Annotated in this window: 20 protein-coding genes; 11 read left to right on the top strand and 9 right to left on the bottom strand. The window is 70.9% G+C overall.

What is annotated here, in order from left to right:
- Positions 1-18: 18 nt before the first annotated feature.
- The 11 genes from VF139_09325 to VF139_09275 all read left to right on the top strand — a co-directional run bounded on the left by VF139_09325 (position 19) and on the right by VF139_09275 (position 10164).
- Positions 19-582, top strand: coding sequence for an OmpH family outer membrane protein (locus tag VF139_09325; GenBank protein HEX6851595.1), 564 nt, complete (start codon positions 19-21; stop codon positions 580-582).
- Position 583: 1 nt separating this feature from the next.
- Positions 584-1627: a UDP-3-O-(3-hydroxymyristoyl)glucosamine N-acyltransferase gene (gene lpxD / locus VF139_09320; protein ID HEX6851594.1), complete on the top strand. Its 1044-nt coding sequence runs from the start codon at positions 584-586 to the stop codon at positions 1625-1627.
- Positions 1624-2067 (top strand): 3-hydroxyacyl-ACP dehydratase FabZ, encoded by a 444-nt coding sequence (gene fabZ / locus VF139_09315; GenBank protein ID HEX6851593.1) that lies wholly within the window; start codon positions 1624-1626, stop codon positions 2065-2067. The genes lpxD and fabZ overlap by 4 nt, the downstream gene beginning before the upstream one ends.
- 4 nt (positions 2068-2071) lie before the next feature.
- A complete protein-coding gene (lpxA, locus tag VF139_09310; protein HEX6851592.1) occupies positions 2072-2854 on the top strand; it encodes an acyl-ACP--UDP-N-acetylglucosamine O-acyltransferase in 783 nt (260 codons plus the stop codon).
- A complete protein-coding gene (locus VF139_09305; GenBank protein HEX6851591.1) occupies positions 2851-3798 on the top strand; it encodes a Gfo/Idh/MocA family oxidoreductase in 948 nt (315 codons plus the stop codon). The genes lpxA and VF139_09305 overlap by 4 nt, the downstream gene beginning before the upstream one ends.
- Complete coding sequence (locus VF139_09300) at positions 3795-4832, top strand: serine hydrolase domain-containing protein (GenBank protein ID HEX6851590.1); 1038 nt, start codon at positions 3795-3797, stop codon at positions 4830-4832. The genes VF139_09305 and VF139_09300 overlap by 4 nt, the downstream gene beginning before the upstream one ends.
- Complete coding sequence (locus VF139_09295; protein HEX6851589.1) at positions 4814-5896, top strand: energy transducer TonB; 1083 nt, start codon at positions 4814-4816, stop codon at positions 5894-5896. Before VF139_09300 ends, VF139_09295 begins: the two co-directional genes overlap by 19 nt.
- Positions 5897-5917: 21 nt before the next feature.
- Complete coding sequence (locus VF139_09290; GenBank protein ID HEX6851588.1) at positions 5918-7135, top strand: LeuA family protein; 1218 nt, start codon at positions 5918-5920, stop codon at positions 7133-7135.
- The gene (locus tag VF139_09285) at positions 7135-8352 is read left to right on the top strand and encodes a DEAD/DEAH box helicase (GenBank protein HEX6851587.1); all 1218 of its coding nucleotides are present in this window, start codon (positions 7135-7137) and stop codon (positions 8350-8352) included. Before VF139_09290 ends, VF139_09285 begins: the two co-directional genes overlap by 1 nt.
- Positions 8353-8354: 2 nt before the next feature.
- A complete protein-coding gene (rsmD, locus tag VF139_09280) occupies positions 8355-8909 on the top strand; it encodes a 16S rRNA (guanine(966)-N(2))-methyltransferase RsmD (GenBank protein ID HEX6851586.1) in 555 nt (184 codons plus the stop codon).
- 112 nt (positions 8910-9021) lie between these two features.
- Positions 9022-10164 (top strand): LysM peptidoglycan-binding domain-containing protein, encoded by a 1143-nt coding sequence (locus tag VF139_09275; protein HEX6851585.1) that lies wholly within the window; start codon positions 9022-9024, stop codon positions 10162-10164.
- A gap of 60 nt (positions 10165-10224) precedes the next feature.
- Here the strand turns inward: VF139_09275 and VF139_09270 are convergent, their stop codons facing one another.
- The 9 genes from VF139_09270 to rimP all read right to left on the bottom strand — a co-directional run bounded on the left by VF139_09270 (position 10225) and on the right by rimP (position 20533).
- Positions 10225-11388 carry a hypothetical protein gene (locus VF139_09270; GenBank protein HEX6851584.1) on the bottom strand — a complete coding sequence of 388 codons (1164 nt, stop codon included), beginning with the start codon at positions 11386-11388 and terminating at the stop codon, positions 10225-10227.
- Positions 11389-11394: 6 nt separating this feature from the next.
- Complete coding sequence (gene pnp / locus VF139_09265; GenBank protein ID HEX6851583.1) at positions 11395-13704, bottom strand: polyribonucleotide nucleotidyltransferase; 2310 nt, start codon at positions 13702-13704, stop codon at positions 11395-11397.
- A 176-nt stretch (positions 13705-13880) separates the two neighbouring features.
- Complete coding sequence (gene rpsO, locus VF139_09260) at positions 13881-14150, bottom strand: 30S ribosomal protein S15 (GenBank protein ID HEX6851582.1); 270 nt, start codon at positions 14148-14150, stop codon at positions 13881-13883.
- A 69-nt stretch (positions 14151-14219) separates the two neighbouring features.
- The gene (gene truB, locus VF139_09255) at positions 14220-15080 is read right to left on the bottom strand and encodes a tRNA pseudouridine(55) synthase TruB (GenBank protein HEX6851581.1); all 861 of its coding nucleotides are present in this window, start codon (positions 15078-15080) and stop codon (positions 14220-14222) included.
- Complete coding sequence (gene rbfA, locus VF139_09250; protein ID HEX6851580.1) at positions 15077-15430, bottom strand: 30S ribosome-binding factor RbfA; 354 nt, start codon at positions 15428-15430, stop codon at positions 15077-15079. The genes truB and rbfA overlap by 4 nt, the downstream gene beginning before the upstream one ends.
- Entirely contained in the window at positions 15427-15726 is a 300-nt protein-coding gene (locus tag VF139_09245) for a DUF503 domain-containing protein (GenBank protein HEX6851579.1), read from the bottom strand. Before VF139_09245 ends, rbfA begins: the two co-directional genes overlap by 4 nt.
- Before the next feature lie 12 nt (positions 15727-15738).
- Entirely contained in the window at positions 15739-18429 is a 2691-nt protein-coding gene (infB, locus tag VF139_09240) for a translation initiation factor IF-2 (GenBank protein ID HEX6851578.1), read from the bottom strand.
- A gap of 18 nt (positions 18430-18447) precedes the next feature.
- Positions 18448-19842, bottom strand: a complete 1395-nt coding sequence (nusA, locus tag VF139_09235) for a transcription termination factor NusA (GenBank protein HEX6851577.1) — start codon at positions 19840-19842, stop codon at positions 18448-18450.
- Between the two features lie 190 nt (positions 19843-20032).
- Positions 20033-20533, bottom strand: coding sequence for a ribosome maturation factor RimP (gene rimP, locus VF139_09230; protein ID HEX6851576.1), 501 nt, complete (start codon positions 20531-20533; stop codon positions 20033-20035).
- Between the last annotated feature and the right edge of the window lie 17 nt (positions 20534-20550).

The raw sequence follows: 20550 nt of genomic DNA, 5'->3' as shown, positions 1-20550 counted from the left end.
CCCGAAGAAAGGACTCCCATGAGCAAGACCGTCGGATTGACCCTCGCCGCCTTCACCCTCGCGGCCCTTCCCGCGTTCGCGCAGGGGGCCACCAAGATCGCCGTCTTCGACGCCGGCCGCATCTCCGAGGAGACCGACGAGGGCAAGCGCATCGCCGGGCAGCTGACCTCGCTCCAGGACAAGAAGCGCGCGGAGCTGCAGGAGAAGCAGAAGAAGGTGGCGGACATCCAGCAGCAGCTGCAGGCGCAGGCCCTGTCGCTGTCGGCCGAGAAGCGCCAGGCCCTCGAGAAGGAGGGGCAGAAGCTCGCCCTCGAGCTCAACCAGGCCCAGGAGTCGGCGCGCAACGAGCTGCAGATCGAGGTGCAGGAGGCGCAGAACCGCTTCCAGAACCAGCTCCTGCAGGTCGTGGAGCAGTTCGGCCGCGACGAGGGGTTCGACCTCATCCTCGAGAAGAGCCTCGTCGCCTACGCCGCCAGCTCGATCGACGTGACGACCGCGCTCGTCGACCGCTTCAACAAGCTCATCCCGGCCCCGGCTGCGGCGGCTCCCAAGCCGGCCGCCCCGGCGCCCAAGAAGCCCTAGGTTGTCCCAGGCTCCGAAACTCGGCGAGCTCGCGGCCCGTTTCGGCGGTCGCGTGATCGGCGACCCCGAATTGCGGGTCACGGGGGTGGCGAGCCTCGAGCGCGCCGGGCCGACCGAGCTCGCCTTCCTGACGAACCCGCGGTACCGGCGCGCGGCGGAGGCCACCGCCGCCGGCGCCGTGCTCGTCGCTCCGGGGACCGAGCTTGCCGGAAGGACCCTGCTCGAGATCGCGGAACCGTACCTCGCGCTCGCCGGGATCCTCGACCTGCTCTACCCCCCGTCGCGACCGGTTCCGGGAATCTCCCCGGACGCGCGCCTCGGGCGGGAGGTCCGGCTGGGGGAGGCGGTTCAGGTCGGGCCGTTCGCGGTGATCGGGGACCGATCCTCGATCGGCGCGCGTGCCGTCGTCGGCGCGGGTGTGGTCGTCGGCGAAGGGTGCGTGATCGGGGACGACACCGTGCTCGCGCCGCGCGTCGTGCTCTACCCTCGGAGCGTCGTCGGCGCGCGTTGCCTCGTGCACGCCGGCGTCGTGCTCGGCGCCGACGGGTTCGGTTTCGCGACGTCGCGAGGGGTCCACCACAAGGTCCCGCAGGTCGGCCGCGTGGTCGTGGGCGACGACGTCGAGATCGGCGCGAACGCGGCGGTCGACCGCGGCGCGGTCGACGACACCGTGGTCGGAGACGGCACCAAGATCGACGACCTCGTGATGGTGGCCCACGGCGTCTCCCTCGGGAAGGGATGCCTGCTCGCGGCGCAGTCGGGGATCGCCGGCAGCACCCGCGTCGGCGCGTACGGGGTCTTCGCCGGGCAGTCGGGGTCGGCCGGGCATCTCGAGATCGGGGAACGCACGGTCGTCGCCGCGAAGACGGCGGTCTTCGCCGACGTTCCCGCGGGGTCCTTCGTCGCGGGGATTCCCGCCGTGGATCACCGGCAATGGAAACGCGCCCAGGCGGCGCTGAAGAAGCTCCCGGAGCTCCGCGCCGAGCTGCGCGAGCTGCGCGCCCGGCTCGAGGCGCTCGAGAACCGGGCGAAGGGGGAGGCGTGAGCGCACCGTTGGACGTTCGCGGGATCATGAACTCGATTCCGCACCGGTATCCGTTCCTGCTGGTCGACCGCGTGCTGGAGATGGAGCCCGGCCGGCGCGTCGTGGCGATCAAGAACGTCACGATCAACGAGCCCTTCTTCCAGGGGCACTTCCCGGGAGCGCCGGTGATGCCCGGCGTCCTCATCATCGAGGCGCTCGCGCAGGCCGGAGCGGTGCTCCTGCTGCACGACATGCCCGATCGCGAGAAACGCCTGGTCTTCTTCACCGGCATCGACGAGGCGCGGTTCCGGCGCACGGTCGTTCCCGGGGATCAGCTCCGCTTGACCATGGAGGTATTGAAGCTCCGCTCCCGCACCTGCAAGATGCGGGGGATCGCGGAAGTGGACGGCCAGCTCGCCGCCGAGGCGGAGATCCTCTCGGCGATGGTCGACCGGGAGTAGGACGATGGGCGCTGCGGCGATCGATCCCAGGGCGGTGGTCCATCCCGACGCGACGATCGGCGACGACGTCGTGATCGGCCCCTTCTGCGTCCTCGGACCCGAAGTCGTCGTGGGCGACCGCTGCCGCCTCGAGTCGCACGTCGTGATCGACGGCCGGACCACGCTCGGTCCCGACAACGCCGTGTCCCCCTTCGCTTCGCTCGGTGGGCCGCCCCAGGACCTCAAGTACAAGGGAGAGCCGACCGGGCTCGTGATCGGGGCGCGCAACACGATCCGCGAATACGTCACGGTGAACCGCGGCACGCCCGGAGGGGGCGGGATCACGAGGATCGGCGACGACAATCTCCTCATGGCGCAGGCGCACATCGCCCACGACGGACAGGTCGGCTCCCGCTGCATCTTCGCCAACGCGGCGACCCTCGCGGGGCACGTCGAAGTCGGCGACGACGCCACCGTCGGCGCCTACAGCGGCGTCCACCAGTTCTGCCGGGTCGCGAAGTTCGCCTTCATCGGGGGGTATTCGGTCGTGACGCAGGATGCGCTCCCGTGGGTGATCACCGTGGGGAACCGCGCGGCGACGCACGGCATCAACCTCGTGGGGCTCAAGCGCCGCGGTTACTCCACCGAGACGATCGAGGGGATCAAGCGCTGCTACATGACGCTGTTCCGCTCGAAGCTCCTCCTGGAGCAGGCGCAGCGGAAAGTCGAGCAGGAGCTCGGCCACATCCCGGAGGTCGCGTACTTCCTCGACTTCGTCCGCACCGCCAAGCGCGGGGTGTGCCGGTGAGCGCGCCGGTCCCGGTGGGCGTCGTCGGCGTCGGCCATCTCGGTCGCCACCACGCGCGCCTCTATGCGTCGAATCCGAAATGCCGGCTCGTCGGCGTCGCGGACGCGAACGCCGAGCGCGCCCGAGAGATCGCGAAGGAGTTCGGGTGCCAGGCGTTCGCGCAGGCCCGCGACCTCGTGGGGAAGGTGGAGGCGGCGAGCGTCGCGACGCCGACCGTCCACCACCGCGAGGCGGCGGAGATCCTGCTCGCCGGCGGCGCGGACGTCCTGATCGAGAAGCCGATCGCCTCCTCCCTCGAAGATGCCGACGCGATCCTGAAACAGGCGGCCGCGTCCGGCCGTCTCGTGATGGTGGGGCACACGGAGCGTTTCAACCCGGCGATGCGGGCGCTCGCGAGGGCGGTGGACGCCCCGCGATTCCTCGAGATCCACCGTCTCGCGGGGTTCTCCGCGCGGTCGACGGACGTCGACGTCATCCTCGACCTCATGATCCACGACCTCGACCTCCTGCTGTTCCTCGACGGCACGGACGCCGTCTCCGTCGACGCGGTCGGGGTGGCGGCGCTGACCGACAAGGTCGACATCGCCAACGCCAGGATCCGCCTCGCGAGCGGATGCGTCGCGAACCTCACGGCGAGCCGGATCTCGGCCGAGCGCCTTCGCCGCATTCGCGTCTTCCAGTCGCGCACGTACATCGCGTGCGACACGGGCGCGAAGACGGTCGAGCGCTGGAAGCTCGCCTTCGGCGCCGACGGAGCTCCCGGGATCGCGCACGACCACCTGCCGGTCGAGGACGGGGAGCCTCTCGCCATCGAGCTCGACGCGTTCCTCGACGCCGTGGCCTCCCGGACACCCCCCCCGGTGGACGGCCTCCAAGGTCGTCGCGCCCTCGAGCTCGCCTTCCGGGTCCGCGACGCGATCGCCGCGAACCCCGGTCGCGTGTGAGCAGCGACCCGCTCCGCGCGTTCGTCGAGGCCGAGGTCTCCGCCGGTTCGATGCCCGGCGCCTGCTGGCACGTGGAGTCCTCCGGCAAGACGCTCGCCCGGGGCGCCGCGGGGTCCGTGACGTTCGAGACCCCCTTCGACCTCGCGTCGCTGACGAAGCCGCTCGCGACGGCGCTCCTCGCGGCCCTGGCCGAGCATCGCGGCGCGATCGATCTCTCCGCTCCCGCGGGGGCCTGGCTTCCCGAGCTTTCGGGCTCGGCGTGGGAGCGCGCCACCCTCCTGGACCTCGGCGCCCACCGTGCCGGGCTTCCGCCCTGGCGGCCGCTCTATCTCTCCGGATCGACGCGGGAGGCCTATCTCGCGGCGATCGCCGCGGAGCCGGCGGCCGCTCCCCCCGGCACCACGCTCTACTCCGACCTCGGGTACATCCTCCTGGGCATCGCGATCGAGCGGGCGCTCGGACGTCCCCTCGACGTCCTGTTCGACGTGCGCATCGCGGCCACGCTCGGCCTCGCCCGCGCGGGATACGCGGGGACCTCGGACCGATTCGAGGACGCCGCTCCCACCGAACGCGGGAACGCCTTCGAGCGCGAGCTCGCGGGGGAGGCCGGGCACGATCATCCGTTCCGGACGGAGGTCATCCGTGGCGCGGTTCACGACGGGAACGCCTGGGGGCTGGGCGGCGTCGCCGGGCACGCCGGCCTCTTCGCGACCGCCGACGCCGTCGCCGCGATCGCGCGCCACGTCCTGGACTCGCCGGCGCGGCGCCGGATGCTCGCCCCGGTCGCCGGGGAGGGGACGCGGTCGTTCGGCTTCACCTTCGCGCCGCTCACCGAATCGGTGCGCGGGGTGCTCGACGACGACGCGGTCGGCCACTTCGGGTTCACCGGGACTTCGGTCTGGATCGAGCCCCGTGTCCCGCGGATCTACGTGCTGTTGACCAACCGCGTGCACCCGACGGTGCCACGGGCGGAATTCTCCCGGGTGCGCCAGACTTTCCACCGGGTCGCCCAACGATGCAGCAACTCCACCTGACGGGCCCGGAGCCCCTCGAGAACGAGGAAACCGCGGCGCTTCGCCGGATCTTCCGGATGCAGCTCGCGGTGTTGCTGTCGGTGATCGCCCACCTGCTGATCGTGATCGGGATCCTCGTCATGCCCGACTGGAAGCAGCAGACCCTCGCGCAGGTGCAGCCGGCGAGTCCCGAAGTCGCCGCGTCGCCGCCGGTCGTCTTCATGAGCCCGAGGCCTCCCGCGCCCCCGCCGTCCAGTCCCGCGCCGGCTCCCGCGCCGGCTCCCAAGGCTCCCGCGGAGGAGATGCGGCTGCGGAAGGAGACGCCTCCTCCCGTCGATCCTCCTCGCGACGCGCGATACCGGATGGAGCCGAACCGCCGGATCCCGGAGGGTCCTCCCCCGGAGACGCCGAAGGTGTCGCGCTCGTCGGGGATGGAGGACTCCCGGCCGAAGGGCGGGGCGCGCGGCGGGCCGCTTCCCGATCCCGCGCCGGGAGTGCCCGACCGCGAGGAGGCCGGTCGGACGTCGATCGCGCCGCGCGACCTCGCCGGGCGGATCCGGAGCTTCCAGCAGGCCCTCCCCAAACCGGACCTCGCGCCGTCGAACAAGGGGCCGAAAGGCGGCGGCAAGGGGGAGGGAGGCCCGCTCGACCTCTCCTCGCTCCCGTTCGTCGGGTACGGCGTCGGCAACCTGCAGTTCGAAAGCGTCGACTACGACTGGGGAGACTACGGTCGCGCGATCTACATCGCGATCTGGCGCGCCTGGCACAACCGTCTCTGGATGACGTCGGGGGTATTCGAACGCTGGGCGGCGGAGAACCAGAGCTGGGCGCTCGACCACCGCAACGTGGTCCGGTTCACGATCACCAAGGACGGGCAGGTGGTCGGCGTGTCGATCGAGACCGAGTCGGGGTGTTACCCGCTCGACGACTCCGCCGCCGACGCCCTCCGCGAAGTCGTCCTGCCCCCGCTTCCGGCGGATTTCCCGCGCGGACAGGAAACCGTTCGCGCGATGTTCATCGCCGAAGGGGAGATCAAGCAGATGCGCAGGAGCCTGCAATACCTGAAGGATCGCGGGTACTTCTAGTCTGATAGCATCCCGGGCGAGATGCGCGAGGAGTTGATCCACGACTGGAACCACGCGGCGGCGGCCCTTCCGCCCATGCGTCCGGCGCAGGTCATGCTCAACGACGTGACCCTTCGGGACGGGCTGCAGTCGCCGTCGGTCCTCGATCCCCCGATCGAAAAGAAGCTCCGGCTCCTGCACCTGATGGACGACCTCGGCGTGGAGGCCGCGAACGTCGGGATCCCGAGCGCGGGTCCGCGGGCGGCGGCCGACGTCGAGGCGTTGTGCCGCGAGATCCGCGACGCGAAACTGGACATCGCGCCGAACTGCACCGCACGGACGCTTCCCCGAGACGTCGAGCCGATCGTTGAGGTGGCCCGCGCGAGCGGCGTCCCGATCGAGGTCTCGCTCTTCATCGGCTCCTCCGCGATCCGCCAGTACACGGAGGGTTGGGACGAGGAGTTCCTCCTCCGCCGGTCGGCGGAGGCGATCACGATCGCCGTGGCCGCGGGCCTTCCGGTCCTGTTCGTCGCCGAGGACACGACCCGCTCGAAACCCGAGACGATCCGGCGCCTCTACCAGGAAGCGGTGCGGCTCGGGGCGCGGCGCGTGGTCGTCGCCGACACGACCGGGCACGCGACGCCGTGGGGAGCGACCGCGCTCGTGAGATTCGTGCGGGAAGCCCTGGACGAAGCCGGCGGGCGCGAGGTCGGGATCGACTGGCACGGCCACCGCGACCGCGGCCTGGCGCTCGCCAACGGCCTCGCGGCCTTCGCCGCGGGGGCGACCCGCGTGCACGGCTGCGCGCTCGGCGTCGGCGAGCGCTCGGGGAACATGGAGCTCGATCTGATGCTCGTGAACCTCAGGCTCCTGGGGTGGATCGACCGCGACCTGACGAAGCTCGGCGAATACTCCCGCACGGCGGCCGACGCCCTGGGCGTCCCCATCCCCGACAACTACCCGGTCGTCGGGGCCGATGCCTTCCAGACGGCGACCGGCGTACACGCCGCGGCGGTGATCAAGGCGTTCCGCATGGGGGACGGCTGGCTCGTGGACCGCGTCTACTCCGGCGTGCCCGCGGCCGATTTCGGCTTCGCGCAGAAGATCCGCGTGGGGCCCATGAGCGGGAAGTCGAACGTGGTGTACTGGCTCGAGACGAAGGGGATCCCGGCGACGGAGGAGCGCGTGGCGCGCATCTTCGAGGCCGCCAAACGCTCCAACCGCCTGCTCGAAGACGCGGAGATCGAGGCCCTGGTCTGATGCACTCCAAGACCTTCCGAGACTTCTCCCTCCGACCCGAATCCCAGCAGGCCCTCGACGAAGCCGGCTACACGACGCCGACGCCGATCCAGGAGCAGGCGATCCCGATCCTGCTGCGCGGCCACGACCTCGTCGGCATCGCCCAGACGGGCACGGGGAAGACGCTCGCCTACCTGCTGACGATCTTCCAGGGTCTCCAGGACGGGGGTGAAGGGCCGCAGGCGGTCGTGATGTGCCCCACGCGCGAGCTCGCCATCCAGGTGGCGGGGGAGGCCGAGCGATTCGGCAAGCACCTCGGCCTGCGAACCGTGCTCGCCTACGGCGGAACATCCAGCGGGATGCAGAAGCAGGCGCTCTCCGACGGGTGCGACCTGCTCGTCGCCACGCCGGGGCGACTGCTCGACTTCCTGCAGCAGGCGACGTTGTCCCTCCGGCGGGTGCGCGTGTTCGTTCTCGACGAGGCCGACCGCATGCTCGACATGGGGTTCATCCGCGACATCGACGCGATCCTGAAGCGGGCACCGATGAGCCGTCAGACGCTCCTGTTCTCGGCGACCTTTCCCGAGGAGATCCGGCGGCTGTCCGAGCGCTACATGTTCCATCCGGAGACGGTGCGCATCGAGGCGCAGCAGATCGTCAAGGACACGATCGACCATTCCCTCATCTTCGTGGACAAGGCGAGCAAGGACGCCGCGCTCGTGGCGCTCCTGCAGCGCGAGAACCCCGCGAAGGCCCTCGTCTTCACGGCGACGCGCGAGGCGACCTCGGAGATCAGCCGCCGCCTGCGCGCCCGCAACATGGAGGTCGTCGCGTTGTCGAGCCTGCTCTCGCAGGCCAACCGCGAGCGCGCCCTCGACGCCTTCCGGCGCGGCGAGTTCCACATCCTCGTCGCCACGGACGTCGCCGCGCGCGGCCTCGACATCACCGACATCGACCTCGTCATCAACTACGACGTCCCGATGCACGCCGAGGACTACGTCCACCGCATCGGGCGCACCGGCCGCGCCCACCGCCTCGGACGGGCGATCACCTTCGTGACCCCGCTCGACGCAAGGCGCCTGACCGCGATCGAGCACCTCCTCGGCGAGCCGGTCCGCCCGGAGCCCCTCGCGGGTTTCTCCGGGGAGCGTGCCGAAGGGGGGGGCGGCGGGGGAGCGGGACGACGTCGGCGGCCACGCACCCGCGGGCGGCGGACCTCCGGCGCCCGTCGCGGCTGACCTTGGGTCTCGTCCGGATCGTCGCCGGAGACCTGAGGGGCCGGCGGCTCCGCGTCCCCGAGGCCCCGGGGCTGCGTCCGACCTCCGACCGGGTCCGCCAGGCCCTCTTCGACATTCTCGGCCAGCGCCTTCCCGGCGGGCGCGTCCTCGACGCCTATGCGGGGAGCGGGGCACTCGGGTTCGAGGCGTTGAGCCGGGGGGCCGACGAGGCGGTTTTCATCGAGTCGGGGCGGCTCGCCTCCGACGCGATCCGGGAGAACGCCCGTGCCTTGGGGATCGCCGACCGCTGCCGGCTCGTCCAGGGGGACGCCGTGGCTCTCCTGCGCGGCCGCCGCGTCGAGGGGCCGTTTGCCTGGGTTTTCGCCGATCCGCCGTGGGCCGACGGGGCAGGTCCACACTTCCTCGAGGCGCTCGTGGTTTCGGGGGTCCTCCCCTCCGGGGCGTCGATCGTCCTCGAGCGCGATACCCGGTCCGAGCCGGCCCAGCCCCCCCAGGGATGGGCGCTCACCCGGACCTCGGTTTATGGCCGGACGGCCCTCGACTTTTACCTGTCTTGAATTCCGCATTGTCGGGCCTATATTTGCCGGCGATTTGCCGTCCCGGTCTCTGGGATTCCCCCGGGTGATCGACGGGGGACCGGGAATGGAGCGGCGGGCATAGGAGCTGCGGATGAGCAAAGCGCTGAAGCTCGGGGCTTGGGGGGTGATCGCGGTCCTCGCGTTCGGTGCGACGTACGCCGAGGACGCTGCCTCGAAGAGCACCTCGACCCGGCCGCCGAAGAACCTGAAGCAAATGCCCGACGGCCACTGGACGCCGTGGGACCCTCCGCAGGCGACTCCGGAGGCCTACATCATCCAGAAGGGGGACACCCTCTGGGACCTCGCGGGGAAGTGGCTCGACAATCCCTACCTCTGGCCGCAGGTCTGGGACCAGAACCGGTACGTGCTCGACAGCCACTGGATCTACCCCGGCGATCCCCTGAACGTTCCCGGGAAGCCCGAGGTCGTGCCTCCCGAGGGACCCCCCGCGGGTGAGCCGGCCCCCGAGCCGACCGCCGATGCCGAGACCGGCACCGGCGCCCCCGAGGCGCCGGCCGAGAAGCCGGCCCCGGTCGCGCCGATGCCTCCGCCGCTGGTGCCGCTCGCGGACACGGCGGATCTCTACTGTTCGGGGTTCATCGAGACCGAGCATCAGGCCTCCGAGACCTGGATCGCCGGCCGCGAGATGGAGCGCAAGGAGGTCGCCGACGGCGATGTCGTCTACCTCAATCGCGGTTCCGCCCAGGGCGTCGCCGCCGGCCAGCAGCTCGCCGTGATCCGTCGCGGCTCCGCCGTCGTGCACCCGGTCACGGGACAGGCGCTCGGCACCATGATCCTCCGCCTCGGAAAGCTCCAGGTCCTCGCCGCCCAGGAGAACACCGCGATCGCGGTCATCTCGATGTCGTGCACCACGATGCGCGACAGCGACGAGATCGTGCCGTGGACCGATCTGGAGGCCCCCGCGACCCGCACCCTTCCCCCGTTCGACCGCTACGCCGTCGACCCTTCGGGGGGGGAGCAGGGGTACGTGGTGACCGCGAAGGACAAGCTCCAGGCGACCGGGCAAGGTCACGTGATCTACACCGACCTCGGGTCGGCCGCGGGGGTGAAGCCCGGAACCCTGCTCACGCTTTACCGCGACGTTCCCGAGCTGCCGCGCCAGATGCTCGGCCGGGCCGTCGTGCTCACCGTGGGGGACGGCACCTCCGCGGCGAAGATCGTGCAGACCGTTCGCGAGGTGCGCCTGGGCGACCGCGTCGAGGTGTACCGCTAGTCGGGAGTTCCCACGGGTCGGGAAACGGAAAGGGCGCCCGCGAGGGCGCCCTTTCCGTTTCTAGATCTCGCGAAGCTTGTTGCGCAGGAGCAGCAGCTCGAAGGCGAGCCCGGCCTTCATCGCGACCCGTCGCATGGAGGCGATGTCGGGATTGAGCATCCGCTCGTCGTCGTCGTCGAGGTAGAGGAGGGCGGCCGTCCGCTCCTTCACCAGGATCGGCAGGATCAGCACCGACGCGGGGAGGCGCCCGCCCAGCGCCGTGTAGAGGTCGCGATTGGGCGGGAGCGCCGGCACGACGCCGAAGTAGAAGTCGCGGCTTCCGAGCGCGGTGTCGAAGATCGTCCCGGACCCGGGCGGAAGGGACACGCGCCGGAGCTTCTCGGACTCGAAGGCACGGCCGCGTCCCGCGAGCCCCTTCACGCCGTCTTTCCCCACGGCGAAGATCGCCGATCGACGCACGCGAAGGCTCGTGAATCCCAGGAGGGCGTCGGCGACGGCGTCACGGTCGCGGGCGGTGACCAGGGCCTCCTCGAGATCGGCGAGGAGGGTCGGTTCCACGGGTCGAGCCGGTTCCGCCGGCATCGCGCGGACCGGCTCGGAAGCGGGATCCGGCTCCGCGATCGGGGCCGGCGACGCGAAGACGTCGAGCGCGTGGTGCGCCTCGGCGTCGAGCGGGAGACCGTCCAGACCGAACTGCGGCGGGGTCTCCTCGACGGAGGGGCCGGCCGCGGCCGACGGCCGCCGAGGGAGGTTCGCGGGCGGGGCGAGGGTGATCGCCTTCACGCCGGGGTAACGGATCTTCCAGTGGCGCTCGAGGGCCTGGTAGAGGCGGAACTCCGTCGTGATCCACGGATCCACGGGAAGGCCGGAGGCCTGCTGGATCTCGCGGATCGCCGCGAGGTCGCGCGGGTTGAGGGTGGCGATCCGCAAGCGGCCGTCCTCCACCCGGAACGGGCAGACCCGGTGCTTCTCGACGATCGCCGCCGGCACGCTGCGCATCGCGTCGTCGGGGATGGCCCGGAGCTGCTCGACCGCGGCGAAGGGGACCCCCGACGCTTCCGTGAGCGCCGCGCCGAGGGTCGCCTCGTCCACGTAGCCGAGCTTGAGCAGGTAGGTCTCGAGCTGGCCGCCGAAGAAGCCCTGCGTGCGCACGGCCTCGTCGAGCTGGGCCTGCGTGAGCCGCCCCGTCTCGATCAGATGCCTTGCGACGCGTCCTCCGAACATCGGGCCTCAGTCGCGGTCGTCGCCGCCGGGGCCGCCTTCGCCGCGACCGCCCCCCTGCGGGACGCCCTGCAACGCGTCGGCGGGACGGTCGCCGCGCGGGCCGCCGCCGTGGTGTCCGCCGCCGCCGCCGCGCGGGCCCCGACGCGGCCCGCGCCCCCCGCGGTCCCCCCCTCGGTACCCGCCGTCGCGAGGCGGACGTCCGCCGCCTTCCCCTTCCGGCGGCGGCCCGGTCTCGCCGCGCTGCTCGCGCAGGACCGCCTTGCGGCTCAGGCGCACGCGCCCCTCGGAGATCTCGATCACCTTGACGAGGACCTCGTCGCCCTCGTCGATCTCGTCCTGCACCTGGGCGATCCGCTGCTCGGCGATCTCGGAGATGTGCAGAAGTCCTTCGACGCCCGGCATGATCTCGACGAACGCGCCGAAGTTCACGACGCGCACCACCTTGCCGAGGTAGGTCTTGCCGAGCTCGGCCTCGGCCGTGAGCTCGCGGATGATCTCGACCGCCTTCTGCGCCGCCGCCTCGTCGGTCGAGGCGATGTCGACGCGGCCGTCGTCGTGGACCTCGATCTTGCAGCCCGTGCGCTCGACGATCGAGCGGATGGTCTTCCCGCCCTGGCCGATGACGTCGCGGATCTTCTCCTTGTGGATCTGGATCGTGATGATCCGCGGGGCGAAGGGGGAGATCTCGGCGCGGTGCGTCTGGATCGACTCCTGCATCCGGTCGAGGATGTGCAGCCGGCCGCGGAGCGCCTGATCGAGGGCCTGCGCCATGATCTCGGGGGTCACGCCGCCGATCTTGATGTCCATCTGGAGCGCGGTGATCCCGTTCCGGGTCCCCGCGACCTTGAAGTCCATGTCGCCGTGGTGGTCCTCGGCACCGGCGATGTCGGTCAGCACCGCGAACTTCGTGTCCCCCTTGATGAGCCCCATCGCCACGCCCGCGACCGCGGCGTCCATCGGGACGCCGGCGTCCATGAGCGCGAGCGAGCCGCCGCAGATGCTCGCCATCGACGAGGAGCCGTTGGACTCGAGGATGTCCGACACGATGCGGATCGTGTAGGGCCACTTCTCCTCGCTGGGCGCGAGCGGGACGAGCGAACGCTCGGCGAGGGCGCCGTGGCCGATCTCGCGACGACCCGGGCCGCGGAGGAACTTGACCTCGCCGACGGAGAACGGCGGGAAGTTGTAGTGCAGCATGAAGCGACGGAAGGACTCGCCCTCCACCCAGTCGAGCTTCTGCGCGTCGGCCGAGGTCCCGAGGGTGACCGTCACGAGCGCCTGCGTCTCGCCGCGCGTGAACAGCGCGGAGCCGTGGGTGCGGGGGAGAACCCCCACTTCGCAGGTGATCGGACGGACCTGGTCGAACGCGCGCCCGTCCAGGCGCACGCCCCGCTCGAAGACCTCCTCGCGGAGGATGTGATCCTGCAGCTCGTACCAGTATTTCGACGCGAACGACCTGGCCTCGGCCTCGGTTTCGCCGAAGGATGCGAGCATCTCCTTCTTCAGCGCGTCGACCTTGGCGTAGCTGTCGAGCTTCGCCTTGATCCGCATCGCTTCCGCCAGGCGCGGCTTCCACTCGCGGTCGAGCCTCTCGCGGACTCCCTCGGGCTCCGGCGCCTTCGTGAAGGTGCGCTTGGCCTTCCCGCACTCCTTCGCGAGCTCCTCCTGGGCCGCGACGATCTTCCGGATCGCCTCGTGCCCGAGCCGGATCGCCTCGAGCATCTCGGCCTCGGAGACCTCCTTCGATCCCGCCTCGACCATCACGACCGCGTCCTTCGAGCCGGCGACCACGAGGTCGAGCCGGCTCGTCTCGAGCTGGGTGAAGGTCGGGTTGAGAAGGTACGCGCCGTCGGCGGTCAGGCCGACGCGGACCGCCGCGATCGGCGTGGGGAAGGGGATGTCCGAGATGGCCAGCGCGAAGGAGGCGCCGGTGACCGCCAGGACGTCCGAGTCGTTTTCCTGGTCGGACGAGAGCAGCAACGCGACGATCTGCGTCTCGCACCCCCAGCCGTCGGGGAAAAGCGGGCGCAGCGGGCGGTCGATGAGCCGCGAGGAGAGGATCTCCTTCTCGTTGGGGCGGCCCTCACGGCGGAAGAACCCGCCGGGGATCTTTCCGGCCGCGTAGGTGTTCTCGCGATAGTCGACCGTCAGCGGGAGGAAGTCGATCCCCGGCCGCGGCTCCTTCGCGGCGCACGCGGTGACGAGGACCACCGTGTCGCCGTAACGGACCATCACCGATCCGTCCGCCTGCTTCGCCACCTTGCCCGTCTCGACGACGAGCGGTTTCCCGCCGATCTCGATTTCCTTGCGTCGCATCACGACCGCCTACCTCTCGTACGGCCCGAGCCGCGCGCTCCGCGCAGGCACAAGGGCCCATTGCGGGGCTCCCACGGCCCCAGGGTTCTCCGTTCCAAAGCTTCACGCACGGGAGCGAGCCGGTTTCCCGGCCCCGCGGTCCCGTGCCTTCTGGGCGCCGTAGGCCCGCCTCTCCGCTACTTGCGGATGCCGAGGCGGCCGATGACGCGCTGATAACGATCGAGGTCCTTGCGCTTGAGGTAATCGAGCAGGCGACGGCGCTTGCCGACCATCTTGAGCAGCCCCTGGCGCGAGTGGTGGTCCTTCGCGTGGGACTTGAAGTGCTCGGTGAGGTGCTCGATCCGCTTCGTGAGGAGCGCGATCTGGACCTCCGGCGACCCGGTATCGGTGCCGTGGGTCTTGTAGGACTCGATCAACTCGGACTTGTGCTGGGGATTGAGCGGCATCTCGCCGACCTCCGAACCCGTCGACAGATGCGAGCGGGTCAGAAAAAGGACTTCAGGAACCGCGGGAATCTAGCACACGACCACCCGCGGTGCGAGAAGACCGTTCCGGACCTCGCCGACCCCGACGAGCCGCCCGGGGGCCGTCACGCGCAACAGCCCCTCGCCCTGATCCCACGGAATCGCCACCCCCGAGGCGAATCGCGACGCGGCGGCGTCGTCGAGCGCGGCGTCCGGCAACCCCAGGGGCATCCCTTCCAGCGGGACGATCCGCGCGGGATCGAGCGCGGCGTCCCCCGCGATCGCGACGGCGTCCTCGACGCGGAAGGGGCCGATCGCCGTCCGGCGGAGCGTCTCGAGCGTCCCGCCGCACCCGAGGGCGGCCCCGAGGTCCCTGGCGAGGGAGCGGACGTACGTCCCGGAGGAGACCGCCACCGTGAAGGCGAAGCTCCACGGATCGCCGGTCGCCGCGAGGTCGAACCGGTACACCTCCACCTCGACCGGCGGGCCCACCGCCGCCTCTCCCCTGCGCGCGAGCCGGTACATCCGCTGCCCCGAGACCCGGCGGGCGGAGAAGGCGGGGGGGTGCTGGAGGAGGCGCCCGGAGAATCGGGCGGCGGCCGCGATCACCTCCGCGAGCGGCGGAGCGGGACCGTCGTGGCGCGACAACGCCTCCCCGGTCACGTCGTCGGTCGTCGTCGCGAGGCCGAGCCGGATCGAGCCGGCATACACCTTCGGGGCGGCGGGCAGGAACCGGATCAGACGCGTCGCGCGCCCGAGCGCGAGGGGAAGAAGGCCGGAGGCCATCGGATCGAGCGTCCCGGCGTGTCCGACCTTCGACGCCGCGAGACGACGCTTGACGAGCGCGACCACGTCGTGGCTGGTGGGTCCTTCCGGCTTGTCGACCAGGAGGAGCCCCTCGGGAGGGCTCATCGTTCCTCGTTCTCGATGTCCTTGAGGACCCGCTCGACACGGGCGCCGGTCTCGAGACTGGCATCGGCGAGGAACTCGAGGCGCGGCGTGTGTCGCAGCCCCGCGCGCTGCGCGACGATGCGCCGCAGGAACGGCGCCGCGTGATTGAGCGCCTTGACCGCGGCGACGCGCTCGGGCTCGGAGCCCAGCGCGGAGACGTACACCCGGGCGAGGTCCATGTCCTGGGTCACACGGACGCCGGTGAGGGTGATGAGGCCCTGGACCCGCGGGTCGCGAACCTCGTCGCGCACCGCTTCCGCCAGGATCGTCAGGATCTGCTCGTTGACGCGGGAGAGCCGGTGGCTCGTCATGCGAGGTCTCCCTCCAGGAACTCGGTCGAGGGCGAAAGCACGTGTCCGGGGACCTGCGACTCCGACTCGGCCAGGACCGTCTCGAACAGCCGCTCGAGGGGATCGCGCCGCCCCGCCACCGAGACGATCGCGAGGGTGGCTCGCTGCCACAGCTCCGCATGCTCCTCGAGCTCGGAGACCGCCACGTTGTGGCGCGAGCGCAGGCGCTCCTTGAGGCTGCGGACGATCTGGCGCTTGTCCTTCAGCGAGCGCGCGCCCGGAAGGTGCAGCTCGAACGTGAGGACGCCGACGGTCATCGGCCCCTCCGGTTAGAGGCTCTGCTGCGCGATCTTCTCGATCGTGAAGAACTCGATGACGTCGCCTTCCTTGAGGTCGTTGTAGCCGGCGATGCCGATCCCGCACTCGAAGCCGTTCTTCACTTCCGAGACGTCGTCCTTGAAGCGGCGCAGCGAGCCGACCTTGCCGGTGTAGATCACGACGTTGTCCCGGATCAGCCGCACGTCGGCCGTCCGCTTGAGGAGCCCGTCGGTGACGTAGCACCCGGCGATCACGCCGATCTTCGGGACCTTGAACAGCTGCCGGACCTCGGCCTGGCCGAGGATCGACTCCTTGAGGGTCGGCTCGAGCAGCCCCACCATCGCGGCCTTCAGCTCGTTCACGAGGTCGTAGATGATCGTGTAGAGGCGGATCTCCACCTCTTCCTGGCGGGCGAGCTCCGACGTCGCCCGGTCGGGACGGACGTTGAACCCGACGACGATCGCGCTCGACGCGGCGGCGAGGAGGACGTCGGCCTGCGTGATGGCACCGGTGCCGGCGCGGAGAACCTCGACGCGGACCTTGTCCTTGGGGAGCTCGCCGATCGCCTGCTGCAGCGCTTCGAGCGAGCCCGCCACGTCCGCCTTGACGAGGACCTGCATCTCCTTGATCTGCCCTTCGGCGATCTCGCGGGAGAGGCTCTCGAGGGTGCGTCGCGAGGACTTCGCGAGCGCCGCCTGGCGCGCCTTCTCCTGGCGGAACTGGGCGATCTGCCGGGACTTCTGCTCGTCGACGACGCCTTGGAAGGCGTCTCCGGCCGCGGGCTCGCTCTGGAAGCCCATGACCTCGACGGGGCTCGACGGGCCGACCTCGTCGACGCGGCGCCCGTGTTCGTCGGACATCGCCCGGACCTTGCCGTAGGCGTTGCCGGCGATGAAGGGGTCGCCGACCTTCAGCGTGCCCTGCTGGACGAGCACGGTCGCCACGATGCCGCGCGCGCGGTCGAGGCGCGCCTCGAGCACGACACCCGTCGCCGGCTGGTCGGGATTCGCCTTGAGGTCGGCGATGTCCGCGACGAGCAGGATCATGTCGAGCAGGTCCTGGATGCCCGTGCGTTTCTTCGCGGAGATCTGGCAGGCGACGGTCTGCCCGCCGTACTCCTCGATCAGGATGCCGCGATCGGCGAGCTGCTGCTTCACGCGCTCGGGGCGCGCGTCGGGCTTGTCGATCTTGTTGATCGCCACGACGATCGGCACACCGGCCGCCTTGGCGTGGTCGATCGCCTCGAGGGTCTGCGGCTTCACGCCGTCGTCGGCGGCCACGACGAGCACGACGATGTCGGTCACGCGTGCGCCGCGGGCGCGCATCATCGTGAACGCCTCGTGGCCCGGGGTGTCGAGGAAGGTGAGCTTGCGGCCCTTCTCCTCGACCTGGTAGGCGCCGATGTGCTGGGTGATCCCGCCGTGCTCCGTCGAGACGACGTTCGCCTCGCGGATCGCGTCGAGCAGCGAGGTCTTCCCGTGGTCGACGTGGCCCATCACCGTCACGACCGGCGGGCGGCGGACCATCTTGGCGGGGGAAGCCGCCGCGGCCGCGGCGAGCTTCGGGTCGAGGATCTCCTGGAGCTGCTGCTCCTCCTCGAAGGTGACGATCTCGGCCGTCGACCCGAACTCCTTGGCGACGTCGATCGCCATCTGCGGGTCGAGGGGCTGGTTGATCGTCGCGAGCACCCCGCGCGAGATCAGCTTCGCGATGACGTCCTTCGACTTGCGGTTGAGCTTCTCGGCGAGCTCCTTGACCGTCACCGCCTCGGAGAGGGTGATGTTCTCGGGGACCGGAGGGAGGTCGGGACGCACCCGGGCGATCGGCGGAGGGGCCTCGGCGCCCTTCCCTTTGCGCCCGCGCTCGCCGCGATCGCGTTCGCCTCCCGGACGCTGGCCGGGGCGAGGCGCTCCCGGAGGCGGCGGGCCGCCGGGGCCGGGCTGACCGGGACGGGGAGCGCCCGGAGCACCGGGACCTGCGGGACCTCGCACCCCCAGGGGGGGGCGGGCGCCGGGGGGCCCCATCGGGGGGCGGGCGCCGGGAGCGCCGGGGCCGCCCATGCCGGGGCGAGCGGAGGGACCGGTGGGACGTGCCCCTCGCGGGGGAACCATGATCGGCGTCGTCCGGCGGGCGGCGAAGACACGCGGCGCGCGCGGCTGGCCGGGGGCCGGAGCGGCGGGCGCGGGGGAGGCCGCCGCCGGCTGGGAGGCCGGGGCGGCCGCCACCGGTCTCGGCGCGGGGGTCGGCGCCGGCGCGACCGGCTTTTCGGCGACCGGGGGCGCTGCGGGGGCGGCGGGTTCGGCGACCGGTACGGATTCGGGCTCCGGCACCGCGGCGACGGCGGGCTCCGCCGCCTCGGCGACCGGCTCCGCGGGCGCGGCGGCCTGCTCGGCGGGGAGTTCCGCGACGGCCGGCGGCGCGGGGGCGGGGGTGGGCGGCACCTCCGGCTCGACGAGGATCTCCACCTCGACCGGGGCGGCTTCCTGGGCCGGCTCGGCGACCTCCGCGGGGTGCTCGACGAGCCGCCGCTTCTCGGCTTCCAGGGCCGCCGTCAGACGCTCGCGGACGAGCTTCGCCGTCGGCTCGTCGATCGCCGAGAGGTCCGAGCGGACCTCGCGGCCCATCCGGTCGAGCAGCTCGAGGATGAGCGCGCTCTGGACCTTGAGTTCCTTCGCGAGCTGGTAGACGCGTACGCCCGGCATGCAGTCTCCGTTCCGGTCCTAGCTTCGGTCGGCTTCGCCGTCGCCTTCGCCTTCGCCCGGTTCGGGCGAAGCTTCGGGCTCCGACTCGGAGATCGCTTCCGCCTCGGCGGCCGCGGCCTCCTCCTCTTCCATCTGGCGCATCCGCTCCTCGAGCGCGGTCTCGGCCGCGTCGTGGAGGTCGATCGCCTCGTCCTCGGTGATGCCTTCGATGCTGAGCAGATCCTCGAGCGACGCGAGCGAGATCTCCTCGATGCTGCGGAAACCCGCGTCCAGAAGGCGCGACACCATCGACGAATTCACGCCGGGGATGCTCGCGAGCTCGCGCGAGGCCTCGGCCATCCGTTCCATCTCCGCCTCGATCTCGGCCTTCTTTTCCGCCTCGCTCTTGATGTCGAGGCGCCAGCCGACGAGTTTCGAGGCGAGTCGGACGTTCTGCCCCTTCTTGCCGATCGCGAGCGAGAGCTGGTCCTCGGAAACGATGACCTCCATCTCCCGCTCTTCGTAGTCGCGGACCGACACGCGGTTGATCGCCGCGGGGTTCAGCGCGTTGCGGACGTAGTGCGCGATGTCGTCGTCGTACTGGACGATGTCGATCTTCTCGCCGCGCAGCTCGCGGATCACCGCCTGGACGCGGGAGCCCTTCATCCCCACGCAGGCGCCCACCGGATCGACGTCGCGGTCCTTGGAGCGGACCGCGACCTTGCTGCGCTCGCCGGGGTCGCGCGCGACGTTCACGATCTGGACGGTCCCGTCGTAGATCTCCGGGACCTCCATCTCGAAGAGTTTCTTGACCAGCAGCTCGCTCCCCCGCGAGAGGATCAGCTGCGGGCCCTTGCCGACCTTGTCGACGTTGATGAGCGCCGCGCGAATGCGGTCTCCGGGGTTGTAGTGCTCGGCGCGCGACTGCTCGCGGCGGGGGATGACCCCCTCGGTTCGGCCGAGGTCGAGGATCATGTCGCCGCGGTCGAAGCGCTTCACGACACCGGTGAGCAGGTCGCCGATGCGGTCGCCGTATTCGCGCCAGACGATCTCCCGCTCGGCTTCCTTGACCTTCTGATAGATGACCTGCTTCGCGGCCTGGGCGGCGATGCGGGTGAGAGGCGCGTCGTACCCCTCTTTCGGGGTCTCGATCACGTCGCCGACCTCGGCGTCGGGCTTGACCTCACGGGCCTCCTCCACCGTCATTTCGGTGTGGGGGTCCATCAGCTCGTCCTCGGTCACCACGGTGTGCTTCGCGAAGACCACGAACCGCCCCGACGCGCGGTCGAAGCGGGCTCCGTAGTCTTCCTTGCTCCGGTAGTACTTCCGGGACGCGGCCGCGTACGCCTCTTCGACGGCCTGGATGATGACATCCGGGTCGATGCCCTTCTCCCGGCCGATGATCTCGATCGTCTGGAACAACTCACTGCTCATGGCAAGACCACTCCCGTGCGGCGGGAACCGAGGCCCGTGAAGGCCCGGGTCCGCGCTGCTCGGTCCGCTAGCCCGCTCGAGGCGGGTCGTTCGTGGGAACGACGGTTGAGGTGGCGCGTCCGCCGCGTCCGCGCACCCCGCCCTTCAGGAAGACCCGTAGCGACGCGCCGCGCACTATACCACGCCGAAATCAACGCTTTCCCCGTCGCGGGGTGGGGGGAAGGTCGAGGTCCTGGTGGGCGAGTTCGACCACCTCGAACGTCACGCCGACCTCCACTCCGTCGTCGCGCAGGACCCGGAATCCCGCCGCATCGCCGCCGGCGAGGACCCCCTTGAACGCGCGTCGGCCGTCCACCGGCACGCGCGTGTTCACGACGACGCGTCTGCCGAGGTTCCTTCGGACGTCCTCGGGGTTCCGGATGGGGCGATCGAGACCGGGGGAGGAGACCTGAAGATCGTACGGAACGTCGCCGAAGGGGTCATCGGCCTCGAGCAGGGTGTCGAGGGTGTGGCTCACCGCCTCACAGTCCTCGAGGGTCACCCCCGGAGTACCGGGGCGGTCGATGTCGATCCGCAGCACCGAATGGCGCCCCTGTCGACGCAGGAGCACCTCGACCACCTCCACCCCCCGGGTGGAGGCCGCCTGAGCCGCCATGCTTTCGAGCCGGGTCTGGAGTTCGTCTCTGGCCACGCGTCGTCCCGCAGAAA

The organism is Candidatus Polarisedimenticolaceae bacterium, from assembly GCA_036376135.1.
Classification (GTDB): Bacteria; Acidobacteriota; Polarisedimenticolia; order Polarisedimenticolales; family DASRJG01; genus DASVAW01.
Note: the sequence above shows the minus strand (reverse complement) of the source record. Positions and strands in the feature narration are given on the sequence as shown.